Below are 16,383 nucleotides of genomic sequence, written 5' to 3'. Positions count from 1 at the left end.
ATCAGGAAGAGGCGGAGGCGGAGCGAGATGGCGAGGTCTCCTCTGGGCGCAGCCGGTAGCCGATGCCGCGCAGGGTTTCGATGAAGTCGCGCCCGAGCTTGGCGCGCAGATGGTGGATATGGACTTCGACGGCGTTGCTCTCGACTTCCTCATCCCAGCCGTAAAGCCGGTCTTCGAGGTCCGATTTCGCGAGCACCCGTCCGGGGCGTTCGGCCAGCGCCTGCAACACGGCGAATTCGCGGCGCGAGAGTTTCAGCGGCTGGCCGTTGAAGGCCGCGCTGCGGGTGCCGGGGTCGAGCTCCAGCCCGGCATGGGAAATCTGCGCCGCCGCCCGTCCGTCCGACCGACGTGAAAGGGCGCGCAGCCGGGCGGCCAACTCGTCCAGATCGAAGGGCTTGCCGAGGTAATCGTCCGCGCCTGCATCCAACCCCGCAACCCGGTCCTCGACCTGATCGCGCGCGGTCAGCAGCAACACCGGCAGCCCGGCGCGGCCCGCGCGCAATTCGCGCAGCAGTTCGAGCCCGGAGCCATCGGGCAGCATCAGGTCCAGCACGAGCGCGCGATACTCCGCCCCGGCCAGTGCCGCGCGGGCGTCCTCAAGGCAGGACACGACATCGGCGGTGAACCCGGCCATGCCGAGCCCGACCCGCAGGCCGTCCGCCAATATGCTGTCATCTTCGACGACGAGTATGCGCATCTTTTCTCCTTCGCGGCGGATACACCGCACGAATCTTAAGACTGACTTAAGCTTCGCCCGCGATCCGGCCAACATGAACGCAAAGGCTCTTTCCCGTCTATCGCTGCGCGCCCTCTGGGGCGTGTTTCTGATTTCGCTGCTACTGCCCGGCCTCGCTGCGGCGCAGAGCTTCGATCTTCTGAAGCCCAAGGGGGGCAGCGGTCCGCTGTCGCCTGAAGAGGCGTTTCAGGTCGAGACCGCGTGGCAGGATGACGGGACGCTCGCGGTCTCCTTCGATATCGCGCCGGGCTATTACCTCTATCGCGAGCATCTGACGGTCAGCGCCGAGGACGACGCGCCGGTGATCGAGACGCAGCCGGGCGAGATGAAGGACGATCCGAATTTCGGCACGGTCGAGGTCTGGCACGATCACACCGAGGCCGTGGTGAGCGACATCACCGGCCCGTTCACGCTGCACTGGCAGGGCTGCGAGGAAAAGGGTCTCTGCTACCCGCCGCAAAGCCGCGAGATCGTGCCGCCGGGCGGGGCTGCGACTGCCTCGGCATCCGGCGCGGCGCAATCGAACCAAGCCGCCGGAGTGCCGGATTATGCGCAGAGCGACGCGTCCTCCGCGCCAACTGCGCGTTCCGAGGCTGATACTCCCACGCCTCCCGCATCCGCCTCCGAAGGGAGCGGAAACAGCCTGAACCTCACTTTCGATGATGGCCTCGTCGCGGGGATCGCGGCGAAAGGCGGCTGGGCGCTGGTGGTGGCGTCCTTCTTCGGCTTCGGTCTGCTTCTGGCTTTCACCCCTTGCGTGCTGCCGATGGTGCCGATCGTGGCCGGGATGCTCGGCGCGCAAGGCAAGGACCTGACACCCGCGCGCGGGTTGGCGCTGACCGGGACCTATGTGCTGGCGATGGCGGTGGCCTTCGGGCTTCTCGGCATTGTGGCGGCATGGTCTGGGCAGAACCTGCAATTCCTGATGCAGGCGCCTGCGACGGTGATCGCGCTGGCGCTGCTGTTCGCCGTCCTCGCGCTGTCCTCTTTCGGCCTGTTCGAACTGCGCCTGCCGCAGGCGCTGACCAACAGGGTCAGCTCCGTGCAGGGGCCGCGCGGTACGCTCGCGGGGGCGGCAATCCTCGGCTTCACCTCGACGCTGATCGTCGGGCCTTGCGTGACAGCCCCGCTGGCAGGGGCCTTCCTCTATATCGCGCAGACGGGCGATGCGGGACTCGGGGCCTCGGCGCTGTTCGCGCTGGGGCTGGGGCAGGGCGTGTTGCTGATGGCCGTGGGGCTTTTCGGCTCGGCGATTCTGCCGCGCATGGGCGAATGGATGGTCGGCGTGAACCGCGCCTTTGGCTTCGTCTTCCTTGGCGTGGCGATCTGGCTCTTGAGCCGCGTCGTCGCGGGGCCCGCGATCCTCGCGCTCTGGGCGCTGCTGCTGATCGGCGCGGGCGTGGCCCTCGGTGGTCGCGACCGGTTCGGACCGGAAAGCTCGGGCCTGCGCCGCGTGGGCGGCGCACTGGGTGTCGCGGCGCTGCTGGCCGGTGCGCTCGAAGGTATCGGCGCGGCGAGCGGCGCCGCCGATCCTCTGCGGCCGCTTGCACCCTTCACCGCAGGCCAGACAGTCATGGCCGCCACGTCGGAGGTGCTGACGGAGGATGACTTCACCCATGTCGAGACGCCCGAGGCGCTCGATGCTGCGCTGAACGCCGCGAAGGACGAGCCGGTGATGCTGATCACCACGGCCGAATGGTGCACCGAATGCGCCACCATCGCGCGCGAGGTGATCCCCGACCCGCAGGTGCAGGCGGCGCTGCGCCACGTCACGCCCATCGCGGTCGATGTGACCAAGACCGGCGCGCCGCAGCAGGCGCTTCTCAAGCAGTTGGGCGTGATCGGCCCGCCGACGCTGATCTTCCTCAGCCCCGACCATTCGGAGGCGCAGGGCACCCGGCTGATCGGGGATGTGACCGCGCCGAAACTCACGACCTCGCTTTCGGAGATCGCTCAATGACCCTTATCCGCTTCGCCCCTCTCGCGCTGATCGCCCTCGCGGCCTGCGCGCCCGAGCCTCCCAGCCCGGCCCCGCAACCCGCGCCGCAAGCGCCGCAGCTCAGTGCGCGCGTGAAGGCGATCTACGGCGCGATGGAGGATGACGGGCGCACGATCCCGGCGGTGGATCCGAAACTTCTCAGCGAAGAGAAAGCCCGTCAGGAAGTCGATTACTGGACCGACGAGCCGCCGGGCACGATCGTCGTCGACCCTTGGGCGCGCAAGCTCTACCTCGTGCAGAAGAACAACCGCGCACTGCGCTACACGGTCGCCGTGGGCGAGGACGGGCGCGGCTTTTCCGGGGAGGGGCATATCCCCTATCAGCGCGACTGGCCGAGCTGGACGCCGACGCAAAGCATGATCAAGGAAGACCCCGAGCTTTACGGGCCGGTCAAGAATGGGCTCGACGGCGGGTTGGACAATCCCTTGGGTGCGCGGGCGCTCTACATTCACCGCGGGAACAAGGATACGTTCTACCGCATTCATGGAACGATGGATGACAGTTCCATCGGCAAGGCGACCTCGGCAGGCTGCATCCGGCTGTTCAATCAGGACATCATCGACCTCGCCGATCGCGTCCGTTCCGGCACCGATGTCGTGGTGCTGACCCGTGCGCAAAGCGGCAAGGGCACGGTGCCGCCGGGCCAGCCGCTGCCGCCCGTTCCCTACACGCCCAAAGATTTCCCCCAAACCACAGGAGACGATACATGATCGATCGCCGGAATTTCCTCACCCTAGCAGGCTTCGCCGCGGGCTCCACGCTGATCCTGCCGACGGCGAGCCTCGCGCAGGCCGACATTTCGCCCGAAGCCGTGTTCCACGACCCCAAAGCGCCCGCGCTTGGCAACCCGGATGGCGACATCACTCTGGTCGAGTATTTCGACTACCAGTGTCCCTACTGCAAATCGAACCACCCGGTGGTCGAGAAGGTGACGAAGGAAGACGGCAATCTGCGCGTCGTGATGAAGGATTGGCCGATCTTCGGTGCGCCTTCGGTCTACGCCTCGCAGCTCGTGCTGGGCGCGCAGAGCATGGGCAAATACGAAGCGGGCCTCGAGGCGCTGATGGCGACGCAAGGAAAGCTGTCGAACGACCTGATCGAGAAGACGCTCTCCGAGGCCGGTGTCGATCCGGAGAAGGCGATGGCGGGCTACAAGGCCAACCGCAAGGAGATCGACGCGCTGCTCTCGCGCAATGATGCGCAGGCGGTGGCGATCGGGCTGCGTGGCACGCCCGCCTATATCGTCGGGCGCGACGTCTATCCCGGCGCGGTCGATGCCGACACGCTGCGCAAGGCGATCAGCGATGCGCGCCAGGCCTGAGCCGCGCGCGACTTCGCCGGACAAACAAAAGGCCCCGGGGGTGAAGCAAACCCCGGGGCCATTCTCATCGCGGGCCTACCCTAGACGGGGAAGACGCCTGCGATCAGCTGTTGTCGCCGTCTTTCCAGATGCGCAGCGTGCTGACCTTCGCGCCGCCGTTCAGGCCCGAGCTGTCGAAGACATAGACGCGCGGCTTGCCGGTCTCGACATTCGCGGTCGCATTGGCGTTGACGACGGTGATGCCCGCGCCCGCGCCGACATGCCATTCGCCGCCGTTTTCGACTTCGCTGACCGATTTCTTGGTCGGGAAGACGTAGATTTGGCTTGCCTGCTTGGCGCCGAGCTGGAGGCCGACCGAGGCCTTGCCGATGTCGTAATAGCCCTGAACCTTACCGTTCTCGATCAGCGCGCCGGAGCCGCCCGAACCGCCAATGCCGAGGTCGACCGTGGTCACTTCGGGGAAGACCAGAACGGCTGCGGAATTGGTCGCGACTTGCTGGCAGGTCTCCTGGAGGCTGGCGCATTGCTGCAGTGCTGCAGCGACGTGCTTGTCGAGATCCGGACGCGGCTTGACGCCTTTCGCGTGGTCCATCGCATTGGCGGGCGATGCAGCGAGCGCCATCGTGCCCATCAAGGTTGCGGCGATACCAGCGGTTAGGGTGCGGGTCTTGGATTTCATGAGATGCCTCCTTTTGAAATTACGAAAATGAAACGGCCCCGCACGCCGCACGTTCCTTTTCGGATCAATCACATAGGGCAAATAATCGTGTCGGAACCGAAGGCGCGATCCGTGAATTCGCGCGCCCGGAAGGAAGAGGCGAAATCGCCTGATTTTCGGTGCAGCTCAGAGGCTGTCCAGCACCGACCCCATGATCGCCGCTGTGTCGCGCCAATCCGGCAGGGCGGTCCCCGCCACCGCCGAAGCCGCGCCCATTCGCTCCCGAAGATCCGCGTCTTGGAGAAGCTGTCGCAGTGCCTCGGCGAAGTCGAGATGCGCGTCCACAGGCACGAGAATCCCGGCATCGGGCGGCACCGTGTCGGGCACCGCGCCCGTGCGGCAGGTGACGATGGGGAGCCCGTGCAGCATCGCCTCGCCGAAGACGATCCCGTAGCCCTCGTAGCGCGTCGCAAGCGCGAAGATCGAAGCCTCGCGATAGGCTGCATTCAGAGCGTCGCGCTCCATCCGTCCGGCAAGCTGCACCCGCTCGCTCAGCCCGAGCCGCGCGATCCGCGCCGCGAGCGCATCGGCGACTTCCGGGTCCTGCGCGCTGCCCACGATCTGCGCGCGCCAGTCCAGATCGGCAATCTCGGCCAAGGCGTCGATCAGCACGTCATGCCCCTTGCGCGGCGCCAATAGCCCGACCGCGAGGATCAGCGGTGGCGTGGGTTTCGCGCTCTCCATCGCCGGCGGACGGTCGAAGCCCGGAAGCGCGATCGAAATCCGCTCCGGGGCGACGCCGAACTCCTTTTGTAGGATGGCGCTGGTATGCGGGCTGGGCACGACGACATGGGCGGCGCGGCGCAGGTTCTCCGCCTCACGTGTCAGGAGATGACGCGCGCGGTCCTCGGTCAACCCGGTCTCGAGCCCAAGCGGATGGTGCAGCATCGCCACCACGGGCGCGGACATCGCGTCGAGCACCTCCGGGTCGATAGACCCGAAGACCAGCCCGTCGAGGATCACCGGCACCTCCGCGGGAACGGCGGTCAGTTGGCGGCGCGCGGTCTTGGTCTCCTCGGGCGTCGCATCGGGGAAGCCGGGCGGCAGTTCCAGATGCTCCACGCGGCGACCCTCGGCCCGCAGCGCCTCGAGCAGCTTGCGCTCGTAGATGAACCCGCCGGTCAGTTGCGTGATATCCCCCGGAATGGCGAAAACGGCTGGCGTCATGTCATGTCTCTCCCGATCTTATCTGGCGCGTTGCTCGGCCCCGTAGCGGCGCAGCACCACGCGCTCGACCCGCTCAATTCCGAGATAGGCCGCAACCGCCACGAGGGCGAGGAGAACGACCGAACTCCAGAGCATTCCTTAATCAGGGGTCGAGGCGGTCAGCGCCATCAGCCCGCTCAGTGCCCGCGTGTGGATCGACGCTGGATGATCTGAAAGCCGAGGTCGACGACCTTTTCCTGCGCCGCACTCCCCGACAGCGCATCGAGGATCAATTGCACCGCGCCTTCGCCCATTTCGCGGCGGAAGGTGCGCACCGAGGAAATCGAGGGCTCCGCGGCGGCCATCATCTCCATGTCGTTGAACCCGCAGATGCCCAGATCGTCGGGAATGCGCAGGTTGCGGCGCTGCGCTTCGAACATCGCACCAAGAGCGAGGTCGTCATTGATGCAGAAGATCGCGTCGGTCTCGGGGGCGAGATCCATTAGTTGCGCGAGGAGATGGCTGCCCAGCGTCACAGAGGAGGGGCGGGTGGTCGTCTGGATGCGTTTCCCTTCTTCGATGCCATGCGCACGCAGCTCGTCACGGAACCCGTGCAGACGGCGCTGCGTGCGCGGATCCATCCGCGCGCCCAAGAAACCGGGGCGGCGATAGCCCTGCGCGATCAGATGCGCGGTGGCGGCGCGGGCGGCATCGTAATGCGAGAACCCGATCATCCGGTCATAGGGGTTGCTGCCGGTCTCCATGATCTGCACCACCGGACAGCCCGCCTCGCGCAACAACGCCTGCGCGGCCTCGGTCTGGTCAACCCCGGCCACGATCAGCCCGGCGGGGCGCTGGCGCAGGAAGACGCGGATCAGGTTCTCTTCCGACAGCGGCGCGTAGCGCGAATAGCCGAGCTGGACCGAATGATGCGTGCCCTCGACCGCCGAGTAGATCCCGTCCATCACATCGGCGAAGACGTTGTTCGACACCGAGGGCAGGATCACCCCGATAATGTCCGACCGTGTCGACGCGAGGGCGCGGGCCGCAGGGTCCGGCAGGTAGCCGAGCGATTCGATTGCGGCGGCGATTTTGTCCCGCACCGCCGGCGAGACGACCTCGGGATTGCGCAGGGTGCGCGAAACAGTGGCAACGCTTACACCGACATGATCGGCGACGTCGCGCATCGTAACTGATTTGTTTACATTGTTTTTATTCATTGCCCCTCCCCATGATCGCACCCCTTTTTTAAAAGGGCGATTGACGAATGTAACCGCTTACATTACGCCTCTGTGTCCAAGAAACACCTGCGAACCCGGTAAGGCAAGATGGTAAACAGCAGCAGCGCAAACGCGACACCGGTCCTTGTGATGGGCGTTTGCGGCACCGGCAAGACGACGGTGGCGCAGCGCGTGGCGCAAGCGGTGGACGGCGTGTTCCTCGATGCTGACGATTTCCATCCGCCCGAGAATGTTGCGCATATGGCCGCCGGTCTGCCGCTCAACGACGAGATGCGCTGGGACTGGCTCGACCTCGTGGCGAAGGGCGTGATCGAGGCGGGGCGCGACGGCAGGACGGTCGTTTTCGCCTGTTCGGCGCTCAAGCACTCGTACCGGGACCGCCTGCGCCAGAGTCTCGGCGTGATGCATCTCGCGCATCTCACCGGGCCGCGCGACCTGATCGCCGAGCGGATGGCCGCGCGGGAAAACCACTATATGCCGATCGCGCTGCTCGACAGTCAGCTGGCCGATCTGGAAATGCCGGGGCCCGACGAGGCCCCGCTGAGCTGCGATATCCGCGAAGCGCCAGAGGCGCTTTGTGCGCAGATATTGAACGCCTGGGGCCTCACGGCTCCTCAAGTTTGATTTCGTCTTTTAAGGGAGGACACCATGACGAAACCGATCCGTAAAATCGCCCTCGCGAGCGTCGCCGTCGTGGCGCTGGCCAGCGCTGCGAATGCCGAAACCCACAAGTACAAGTTCCAGAGCTCGGACCCGGCGGGTAACCCGAACTTCGAACTGCAGCAGAACTGGGCGAAGGACCTCGCGGAGCGCACCGACAACCAGATTCAGGTCGAGATGATGCCCGTTGGCTCCGTCGTCGAGCATAACGAGACGCTCGACGCCACCGGTGCCGGCATCATCGACGGCATCGTGACCGACATCTCCTATTTCGCGGGGAAAGACCCGGCCTTCTCGCTGCTGGGTAACCCGGTCGGCGCATGGTCGAGCACCGATCAGCTTCTCGACTTCATGAACAATGGCGGTGGACAGCAACTCGCGAACGACCTGTTCCAGCCCTATGGCCTGCACTACGTCGGCTCGACCACGACGGGCCTCGAGTCGCTCGTCTCGAAAGTGCCGCTCGACGGCGTGGCGGACCTGAAGGGTCTGAAGATGCGCGCGCCGGAAGGTCTCGTGCAGGACGTCTTTGCTGCGGCGGGTGCGGCTCCGGTGAACCTGCCGGGCTCGGAAGTCTACACCGCGCTCGACAAGGGCGTGATCGACGCGGCTGACTACACCGTGTTCTCGACCAACCAGGCGCAGGGCCTCAACGACATCGCGCCGAACCCGGTCTATCCGGGCTTCCACTCGATGCCGCTCGTGGGCGTCGCGATGAACAAGAAGGAATGGGAGTCGCTCTCGCCCGAGCTGCAGAAAGCCTTCGAAGAGTCGGTGAAGCAATTCGCGGACAAGGAAGTCAGCGACCTCGCAGAGGCCGACAAGAAGGCCGTGGCCAAGGCTGAAGAAGGCGGCAAGATCCACATCCACGACTGGTCGGATGAAGAGCGCGCCAAGTTCCGCCGCATCGCGATTACCCAGTGGGAAAAGGTTGCCAAGAAGTCGGACAAGGCGCAGCACGTCTATGACGTCCTGACCGACTACCTGAAGAAGAACAACCTTCTCTGATCTGATATCCTATCGGTGCGGGGCTGCGATCGCGGCCCCGCATCTTTTCCAGTTTCCTGACAGCAGCGGTTTTTGCAATGTCACAACCCGAGAATAACGGGGTGGATCACCCCGCACATGATCCGCACACGCCGGAACCGGTGCAGACCGAGGACGAGGCGGCGACCATCCCCGAGGCGGGCATCCTCGGCCGCGCGATCAACGCGGTGGGCATCGTCTTCGCGCTCGGCATCATCGCCTCCGCGCTGATCCTTCTGAACGAGGTCGTGCTGCGCTACGGCTTCGACAGCCCGACGATCTGGGCGCATGAGACGACGATCTTCCTCTGCGCGATGGCCTTCGTCTATGGCGGGCTCTACTGCGTCGTGCGCAACAGCCATATCCGCGTCGTGCTGATCTACGACAAGGTCACCGGCCGGGCGAAGCGCATCCTCGACGCGATCATCTCGCTGATCTGCCTCTTCGCGGCCGGCTTCTTCGCCTGGGCCGCCTACGGCATGGTGATGAAGGCGACCTTCCGCCCCGGTGGCGATGTCCATTTCGAAACCTCGGGCAGCGCCTGGGATCCTCCATTCCCGGCCTATCTCAAGATTTTCCTTCTCGTGGTGCTCTGCCTCATGGTTGTGCAATTCATCATCATGGCGGTGAACTACCTGCGCGGCGCCTTCGCATCGGAGGCGGGTAAATGATCGAACATCTTCTGAGTTTCGACCTCTCTGCGCTGGGCATCGGCTACGGCACGGTTCTTCTTTTCGCGCTGCTGATCGGTCTGCTGCTGACCGGCATGCCGCTGGCTTTCGTGACGCTGCTGGTCGCGCTGATCTTCGCGCTTGGCTGGTTCGGGCCGATGGCGGTGCCGCTGATCACCAGCCGCGTCTATTCCTTCGTCTCGAGTTTCGTCTTCGTCTCGGTGCCGATGTTCGTGATGATGGCGGCGCTTCTGGACAGATCCGGCATCGCGCGCGATCTGTTCGAGGCGATGAAGCTCGTCGGCGGCCGGATGCGCGGCGCAGTCGCGGTGCAGACGATCTTCGTCTCGGTCATCCTCGCGGCAATGTCGGGCATCATCGGCGGCGAGATCGTGTTGCTGGGCCTTCTGGCCCTGCCGCAGATGATCCGTCAGGGCTACGACCGCAAGCTCGCCATCGGCGTGATCTGCGCGGGCGGCTCGCTCGGTACGATGGTGCCACCGTCGATCGTTCTGATCATCTACGGCCTGACCGCAAACGTCTCCATCGGTGACCTCTTCACCTCGGCCTTCATCCCGGGCTTCATGCTCGCGGCTTTCTACGTGATCTTCGTGATCATCCGCGTGAAGCTTAACCCCGATCTGGCGCCCATGCCGGAGCCTGACGACCGCCCGTGGTCCGAGAAGATCAAGCTGCTGAAGGGGCTCGTCCTGCCGGTTCTGGTGATCGGTTTCGTGCTGGGCTCGATCTATGGCGGGATCGCCTCGGTGACCGAGGCTTCGGCGCTCGGTGTGGCGGGCGTGATGCTCTCTACCATCATCCGGGGCGAGCTGACGCTCTCGATGCTCAAAGGGGCGGCGCTGCAGACGCTCGCGACCTGCGGGATGATCGTCTGGATCGGTATCGGCGCCTCGGCTCTGGTCGGCGTGTTCAACCTGATGGGCGGGATCGACTTTGTCTCGTCGCTGCTGAAAGGCGTCTCGGACACCCCGATCATCGTGATCCTGACGATGATGGCGATCCTGTTCTTCCTCGGCATGTTCCTCGATTGGGTGGGGATCGCGCTTCTGACGATGCCGATCTTCGTGCCGATCGTGAAAGACCTCGGCTACGATCCGGTCTGGTTCGGCGTGGTCTTCGCGATGAACATGCAGGTGAGCTTCCTGTCGCCGCCCTTCGGGCCAGCCGCGTTCTACCTGAAATCGGTCGCACCGAAGGACATCTCTCTGGGCGAGATCTTCCGCTCGCTGCTGCCCTTCATCGCGATCCAGATCTTCGCGGTGGGGCTGCTGGTGGCCTTCCCGGCGATCACCGGGCACTGAAGCGAAACGGATTGAAACGAAAAGAGGCGGGCTTTCGGGCCCGCCTCTTTGTATGTCTGAGTGTCGCGCCGTGCCTCAGGCCGCCGCGGGTTGCTCGCGAAACTCGCTCAGGACTTCGGCGGCGATCTTGAAGGACTTCTGACGCGCATCCGCGTCGTGGATCATCCCGGTCACCATCAGCTCGTCGGGCTCGTATTGCGCGATCAGGCGCGCCAGATCATCGCGCACCTTGTCCTTGGAACCCGTGGCCGAGCAGGACAGCGCGCGCTGCACCTGAACCATCATCTGCGGCGGCACTTCCGAGAGATCGTCGGTCGGGTGCGGCAGCTTGCCTGGCATGCCCGAGCGCAGCCGCGCGAAGGCCAGCACCTGAGACGAGCGCAGATATTGCGCCTCCTCATCCGTGTCGGCGGCGAAGACCCCGGCGGCCATCATCGCGTAAGGCTTGTCGAGATGGGCCGACGGGCGGAAGCTCCGGCGGTAGATGTCGAGCGCATCGCCCAGCATGTCGGGCGCGAAATGCGACGCGAAGGCATAGGGCAGGCCGAGATACGCGGCAAGCTGCGCGCCGTAGAGGCTCGAGCCGAGGATCCAGATCGGGACGTGGGTGCCTGCGCCCGGAATGGCGCGCACCCGGAAATTCTCTGCCTCGTCGCTGAAATAGGCGAGCAGCTCCTGTACGTCCGCGGGGAACGTGTCCTCGGGCGACATGTTGCGGCGCAGGGCGCGGGCGGTGCCGCCATCGGTGCCGGGCGCGCGGCCTAGACCGAGGTCGATCCGGTCGGGATAGAGCGTGGCGAGCGTGCCGAACTGTTCGGCGATCACGAGCGGCGCGTGGTTGGGCAGCATGATACCGCCCGCGCCGACGCGCATCGTCTTGGTCACCGAGGCGACATGGCCGATGAGAACCGAGGTCGCGGCACTCGCGATGCCGGGCATGTTGTGATGTTCGGCCAGCCAGAAGCGGTGATAGCCCGCGTCTTCGGCCATCCGGGCCAGATCGGCCGTTCCCGCGAGCGCATCGGCTGCGGTCTTGCCTTCGGGCACGGGCGACAGATCGAGAAGTGAGAATTGCTGCATGGGGAACCTCCGTCGGGGCAGAGCTAGCGCGCCGCGCAGAGCTGTCCAACGCCGCGCGGCAGTTGATCCCTGACTTATGACCCCGCGTTCCGCTTTGCGAGGGGGCGGCGGGTCTGCATAGTGCGCAAAGCCAAGCGAGGAGGATGGACATGGCCGACCCGGTGCAGATTTCGGTAAGCGCGCAAGGCGTGGCGGAGGTGACCCTCAATCGCCCCGAAAAGAAGAACGCCTGGACCTTGGAGATGTTCGACGCGCTGGCTGACGCGGCACAGAACCTGTCGCAGAAAAAAGGCCTGCGCGCGGTGATCCTGAGCGGCGCAGGCGGCTGTTTCTCGGCCGGGCTCGACCTGACCGTGATGCAAAGCTTCGCGGCCGATCTGGCGGGCGTAAAGACGCAGATGGCCGAGCGCGATGCGCAGGGCGCGAACCGTTTCCAGCGCCCGGTGACGCGATGGGCGCAGCTGCCCGTGCCGGTGATCGCCGCGATCGAGGGCGTGGCCTTCGGGGCTGGGATGCAGCTGGCTCTTGGCGCGGATTTCCGGATCGCTGCGCCCGATGCGCGGCTGTCGATCATGGAGGCGAAATGGGGGCTGATCCCCGATATGGGCATCTCGCAGAGCCTGCCGAAACTGACCCGCGCCGACGTCGCGAAAGAGCTGATGATGACCGGTCGGGTGCTGGAGGCCGAGGAGGCGCAGAGGCTTGGGCTGATCACGCGCGTGGCCGAGGCCCCGCTGCAAGCGGCGCGCGACATGGCCGCCGAATTCACCCTGCGCTCCCCTGAGGCGCTGGCGGCGAGCAAGGCGCTGGTGGAGCAGGCATGGACGATGCCGCCCGGCGATGGGCTGGCACTGGAGGCCGAGTTGCAGGCGGAGATCATCGGTGGCCCCGCGCAGATGGAAATGGTGATGGCGAACCTGCAAAAGCGCGCGCCGAATTTCTCTCAAGGATAGAATGTCAGCGAAATGTCTATAAGGTGAGGGCGTAAACGCACGAAAGGAGAGTGCCGCTCATGCCCGCAGGAGAACGCCGCATCGTCTCGTCCCGCCATCTGGCCGAAGGGCCGGGCTGGGAAGCCTCGGAATTCGAATATGGGATGATCATCGCCTACAACTCCTTCGCGCGATGGATGCAGCGCTGCATGGCGGCCTCGGGGATGGAGCTGTCGCCGCTCGAAATCCTCGTGCTGCACAACACCAATCACCGCGACCGCGAAAAGCGGCTCAACGACATCACGTTCCTGCTCAATATCGAGGACACGCATACGGTCAATTATGCGCTGCGCAAGCTGTTGAAGCTGGGGCTGCTGGATTCCGAGAAGCGCGGCAAGGAAGTGTTCTACCGCACCTCGGAAAGCGGGCGCGAACTGTGCGAACGCTATCGCAAAGTACGCGAGGAATGCCTGCTCGAGCCGATCCAGAAAGGCGGCATGGCTGGGGAAGACTTGCGTGAGATCGCCTCGGCCCTGCGCGTACTGTCGGGCTATTACGATCAGGCGAGCCGCGCGGCCTCTTCGCTCTGAGGCCGCGCGGGTCGTTGGCTCAGTTGCCCATCAGTGAGGGCAGGTAGGTCACGATCCCCGGGACCAGCGTAATCAGCAGGACCGCCAGCAACAGCAGCCCGAAGAAGGGCAGCGCCGCGCGGGCGACCTTGAGGATGTTGTAGCCTGTCAGGCCCTGTATCACGAAGAGGTTGAAGCCCACGGGCGGGGTGATCTGGCTCATCTCGACGACCAGCACGAGGTAGATGCCGAACCAGAGCGGGTCGATCCCGGCGGTTTCCACCATCGGCAGGATGATCGAGGTGGTGAGCACCACGACCGAGATCCCGTCGAGGAAACAGCCCAGCAGGATGAAGAACACCGTCAGCACCGCCAGCAGGGCCGTGGGCGACAGCCCGAACGTGCCGATCCACGCCGCAAGGTTGCGCGGGATGCCGGTGAAGCCCATCGAGACCGACAGCACCGAGGCCGCCAGCAGGATGAAGGCGATCATTGCGCTGGTGCGGGTGGCCGAGAACAGCGCCTCCTTGAAGTCGCGCCAACGGAAGCTGCCCGTCGCCATCGCAAGGATCACCGAGAAGACCACGCCCACGGCAGCAGCATCGGTGGGCGAGGCGACGCCGGTATAGATCGAGCCGATCACGCCGCCGATCAGGATCACGATCGGGATCAGGCGACGCGACGCGCGCAGCTTCTCGCGCAGGTTCAGGGTGATGTCTTCGCGCGGGATCGACGCAGGGTTCATCCAGGCGCGTAGCGCGACATAGCCGCCGAACAGGCTCACCAGCATCAGCCCCGGCAGAATGCCTGCGATGAAGAGGCGCGCGATGGATTGCTCGGTCGCGACGCCATAGACGATCAGGATCACCGAAGGCGGGATCAGAAAGCCAAGCGTGGCCGAGCCCGCCAGCGTGCCGAGGATCAGGCTTTCGGGATAGCCGCGGCGGGTGAGTTCGGGCACCGACATCCGCCCGATCGTGGCTGCCGTCGCCGCCGACGAGCCCGAAACGGCGGCGAAGATCGCGCAGCCCAGCACGTTCACATGCAGCAAGCGGCCCGGCGCGCGCCCAAGCCACGGGGCGAGGCCGGAGAACATATCTTCGGACAGCCGTGAGCGCAGCAGGATTTCTCCCATCAGGATGAACAGGGGCAGAGCCGCGAGCGGCCAGCTATGGCTGTGGCCCCAAAGCGTGGTCGCCATCACCAGCCCGGTCGGCGCGCCGGAGAAGAAGGCCAGCCCCGCCAGCGCCACGATCAGCAGCGACAGCGCCACCCAGACGCCGCCCGCAAGCAGCACCAGAAGCAGCCCCAGAAGAATTGCGAAGGTCATTGGATCGGACATGGTTTACTCCGAAACATCATCGACGAGCACGGGGCGCTTGGCGCGGATGCTCTCGATCAGCGTGTCGAGGAAGGCGAGCGCCAGAAGGCCCAGCCCCACCACCATCGTGCACTGCGGGATCCAGATCGGGATCGCGACGATGCCGGTGGACATATCGCCGTAATGCAGGCTCTCGAGCATCAGCGAGGTCGCGAACCACACAGCGTAGACGCTGGCCACGAAGCCAAGCGCGAGCGCCACGATCTCGGCCACCCATTGGCCGCGCGCGGGCAAGCGGGTCAGTACCAGATTGACGCGGATATGGCTGCCGTGGCGCAGCGTATGGGCCAGTGCCATGAAGCTTGCCGTTGCGAGGAAGTAGCCCGCGAAATCGGCATAGGAGGGGATCGTGTAGGAGAGGGAGGGGCCACCCAGACGGGCGAGCACGTTCAGTCCGACCTGTGCCGTGACCAGCAGGCAGATCGCGAGGATCGAGACGGCCGCGATCCCTCCGGACAGAAGATAGACCTGATCGAGCAGGCGACGCATGGCGAAAGCTCCGAACGCTTGAAATGGGGATGAGCATCGAAAAAGGCCCTCCCGCGCGGGACGCGGAAGGGCCGGATCGGGCGGGCTCAGTTGCCCTGATAGGTCTTGAGAACCTCAAGCGCGTCGGGGCTGGCTTTCTCTTTCCAGCTCGCCAGCATCTCGTCACCGATCTTCTTCAGCCCTTCTTCCAGCTCGGGGCTCGGATCGACGATCGCCATGCCGTTTTCCTTCATCACGGCGGTCTTCTCGGCGGCCTCTTTCTTCGACATTTCCCAACCGCGGGTCTGCGCGGTGGCGGCGGCATCCATCACCGCGGTCTGCTCGTCTTCGCTCAGACGGTCGAAGGCGCGCTTGTTCACCACGACGATGTTCTTGGGCAGCCAGGCGTCGATCTTGGTGTAGGTGTCGACGAAGTCCCACGCCTTGGAGTTCGCACCGGTCGAGGGCGAGGTGATCATCGCCTGCAGCTGACCGGTCGAGAAGGCCTGCGGAATGTCGACCGCTTCGACCTGTACGGGCGCGGCCTTCGCGAGCGTCGCAAACTCTTCGAGCGCCGGGTTATAGGCACGGAAGCGCAGCCCCGCGAGGTCGTCCACGGACTTGATCTCGCCATTGGTATAGAGGCCCTGCGCCGGCCACGGCACCGAGAACAGCGGCATCAGGCCCTGCTTGTCGAGAAGCTTGGTGATGACGGGCTTCTGCGCCTCCCACAGCTTTTCGGCCTGATCGTAGCTGGTGGCGAGGAAGGGCTGGCTGTCGACGCCGAAAGCCAGATCCTCGTTCGAGAGCGTCGAGAGGAAGAATTCCCCAAGCGGCACCTGACCCGAGCGCACGGCGTTCTTGATCTCGGAATGCGGGAAGAGCGAGCCCGCCGAATGCACCTTGATCTCCAGTTTGCCGTCGGTCGCTTTTGACACGTCCTCGGCGAAATCGCGGATGTTCACGGTGTGGAAGGTGGTGTCGCCATAAGGCGTCGGCATGTCCCAGGTCTGCGCCTGAACGGCCGTGCCCAGCCCCAGCGCAACCGCGAAGCTTGCAGCAAATCTGATCATATCTCTCTCCTGTCGGGTCGCGGCGGAATTCGTGTCCGCC

General features: G+C 65.1%; 17 protein-coding genes. 9 read left to right on the top strand and 8 right to left on the bottom strand.

Annotation, left to right across the window (positions count from 1 at the left end; translation table 11 throughout):
* Nucleotide 1: 1 nt before the first annotated feature.
* Nucleotides 2-697, bottom strand: a complete 696-nt coding sequence (locus tag BMI89_RS01820) for a response regulator transcription factor (protein WP_078569603.1) — start codon at nucleotides 695-697, stop codon at nucleotides 2-4.
* Between the two features lie 73 nt (nucleotides 698-770).
* On the opposite strand from BMI89_RS01820, the gene dsbD reads away from it, so the two are divergent.
* The 3 genes from dsbD to BMI89_RS01805 are packed head-to-tail and all read left to right on the top strand — an operon-like array spanning nucleotide 771 to nucleotide 4,056.
* The gene (dsbD, locus tag BMI89_RS01815) at nucleotides 771-2,696 is read left to right on the top strand and encodes a protein-disulfide reductase DsbD (RefSeq protein ID WP_078569602.1); all 1,926 of its coding nucleotides are present in this window, start codon (nucleotides 771-773) and stop codon (nucleotides 2,694-2,696) included.
* Nucleotides 2,693-3,445 carry a L,D-transpeptidase gene (locus BMI89_RS01810; protein ID WP_078569601.1) on the top strand — a complete coding sequence of 251 codons (753 nt, stop codon included), beginning with the start codon at nucleotides 2,693-2,695 and terminating at the stop codon, nucleotides 3,443-3,445. Before dsbD ends, BMI89_RS01810 begins: the two co-directional genes overlap by 4 nt.
* On the top strand, nucleotides 3,442-4,056 hold the full coding sequence (locus BMI89_RS01805) for a DsbA family protein (RefSeq protein ID WP_078569600.1): 615 nt from the start codon (nucleotides 3,442-3,444) through the stop codon (nucleotides 4,054-4,056). The genes BMI89_RS01810 and BMI89_RS01805 overlap by 4 nt, the downstream gene beginning before the upstream one ends.
* Nucleotides 4,057-4,159: 103 nt before the next feature.
* Here BMI89_RS01805 and BMI89_RS01800 read toward each other — a convergent pair whose 3' ends face one another.
* The 3 genes from BMI89_RS01800 to BMI89_RS01790 all read right to left on the bottom strand — a co-directional run bounded on the left by BMI89_RS01800 (nucleotide 4,160) and on the right by BMI89_RS01790 (nucleotide 7,140).
* Nucleotides 4,160-4,735: a YSC84-related protein gene (locus tag BMI89_RS01800; RefSeq protein ID WP_078569599.1), complete on the bottom strand. Its 576-nt coding sequence runs from the start codon at nucleotides 4,733-4,735 to the stop codon at nucleotides 4,160-4,162.
* A gap of 165 nt (nucleotides 4,736-4,900) precedes the next feature.
* Nucleotides 4,901-5,941, bottom strand: coding sequence for a glycosyltransferase family 4 protein (locus tag BMI89_RS01795; protein ID WP_078569598.1), 1,041 nt, complete (start codon nucleotides 5,939-5,941; stop codon nucleotides 4,901-4,903).
* A 176-nt stretch (nucleotides 5,942-6,117) separates the two neighbouring features.
* On the bottom strand, nucleotides 6,118-7,140 hold the full coding sequence (locus tag BMI89_RS01790) for a LacI family DNA-binding transcriptional regulator (protein WP_078569597.1): 1,023 nt from the start codon (nucleotides 7,138-7,140) through the stop codon (nucleotides 6,118-6,120).
* 108 nt (nucleotides 7,141-7,248) lie between these two features.
* Here BMI89_RS01790 and BMI89_RS01785 point away from each other — a divergent pair, with 108 nt between their 5' ends.
* From BMI89_RS01785 to BMI89_RS01770, 4 genes are all read left to right on the top strand, one after another.
* Entirely contained in the window at nucleotides 7,249-7,785 is a 537-nt protein-coding gene (locus BMI89_RS01785; protein WP_210402126.1) for a gluconokinase, read from the top strand.
* A gap of 24 nt (nucleotides 7,786-7,809) precedes the next feature.
* Nucleotides 7,810-8,829, top strand: coding sequence for a TRAP transporter substrate-binding protein (locus BMI89_RS01780; RefSeq protein ID WP_078569596.1), 1,020 nt, complete (start codon nucleotides 7,810-7,812; stop codon nucleotides 8,827-8,829).
* 77 nt (nucleotides 8,830-8,906) lie between these two features.
* On the top strand, nucleotides 8,907-9,518 hold the full coding sequence (locus BMI89_RS01775) for a TRAP transporter small permease (protein WP_078569595.1): 612 nt from the start codon (nucleotides 8,907-8,909) through the stop codon (nucleotides 9,516-9,518).
* A complete protein-coding gene (locus tag BMI89_RS01770; protein ID WP_078539874.1) occupies nucleotides 9,515-10,840 on the top strand; it encodes a TRAP transporter large permease subunit in 1,326 nt (441 codons plus the stop codon). The genes BMI89_RS01775 and BMI89_RS01770 overlap by 4 nt, the downstream gene beginning before the upstream one ends.
* A 75-nt stretch (nucleotides 10,841-10,915) precedes the next feature.
* On the opposite strand, the gene BMI89_RS01765 is transcribed toward BMI89_RS01770, so the two are convergent.
* The gene (locus BMI89_RS01765; RefSeq protein WP_078569594.1) at nucleotides 10,916-11,920 is read right to left on the bottom strand and encodes an LLM class flavin-dependent oxidoreductase; all 1,005 of its coding nucleotides are present in this window, start codon (nucleotides 11,918-11,920) and stop codon (nucleotides 10,916-10,918) included.
* 149 nt (nucleotides 11,921-12,069) lie between these two features.
* On the opposite strand from BMI89_RS01765, the gene BMI89_RS01760 reads away from it, so the two are divergent.
* Nucleotides 12,070-12,873, top strand: a complete 804-nt coding sequence (locus tag BMI89_RS01760; protein ID WP_078569593.1) for a crotonase/enoyl-CoA hydratase family protein — start codon at nucleotides 12,070-12,072, stop codon at nucleotides 12,871-12,873.
* A gap of 59 nt (nucleotides 12,874-12,932) precedes the next feature.
* Complete coding sequence (locus BMI89_RS01755; RefSeq protein WP_075776310.1) at nucleotides 12,933-13,442, top strand: winged helix DNA-binding protein; 510 nt, start codon at nucleotides 12,933-12,935, stop codon at nucleotides 13,440-13,442.
* 19 nt (nucleotides 13,443-13,461) lie between these two features.
* Here the strand turns inward: BMI89_RS01755 and BMI89_RS01750 are convergent, their stop codons facing one another.
* The 3 genes from BMI89_RS01750 to BMI89_RS01740 form a co-directional block, all read right to left on the bottom strand.
* The gene (locus tag BMI89_RS01750; RefSeq protein WP_078569592.1) at nucleotides 13,462-14,763 is read right to left on the bottom strand and encodes a TRAP transporter large permease subunit; all 1,302 of its coding nucleotides are present in this window, start codon (nucleotides 14,761-14,763) and stop codon (nucleotides 13,462-13,464) included.
* 3 nt (nucleotides 14,764-14,766) lie between these two features.
* Nucleotides 14,767-15,291, bottom strand: a complete 525-nt coding sequence (locus BMI89_RS01745; RefSeq protein ID WP_078569591.1) for a TRAP transporter small permease — start codon at nucleotides 15,289-15,291, stop codon at nucleotides 14,767-14,769.
* A gap of 86 nt (nucleotides 15,292-15,377) precedes the next feature.
* Nucleotides 15,378-16,343 carry a TRAP transporter substrate-binding protein gene (locus tag BMI89_RS01740; protein WP_078569590.1) on the bottom strand — a complete coding sequence of 322 codons (966 nt, stop codon included), beginning with the start codon at nucleotides 16,341-16,343 and terminating at the stop codon, nucleotides 15,378-15,380.
* Between the last annotated feature and the right edge of the window lie 40 nt (nucleotides 16,344-16,383).

Source organism: Thioclava sp. F36-7, assembly GCF_002020075.1.
In the GTDB taxonomy this organism is placed as follows: Bacteria; Pseudomonadota; Alphaproteobacteria; order Rhodobacterales; family Rhodobacteraceae; genus Thioclava; species Thioclava sediminum.
The sequence above is the reverse complement of the archived record's forward strand: the minus strand, read 5'-3'. Positions and strand labels throughout refer to the sequence as shown.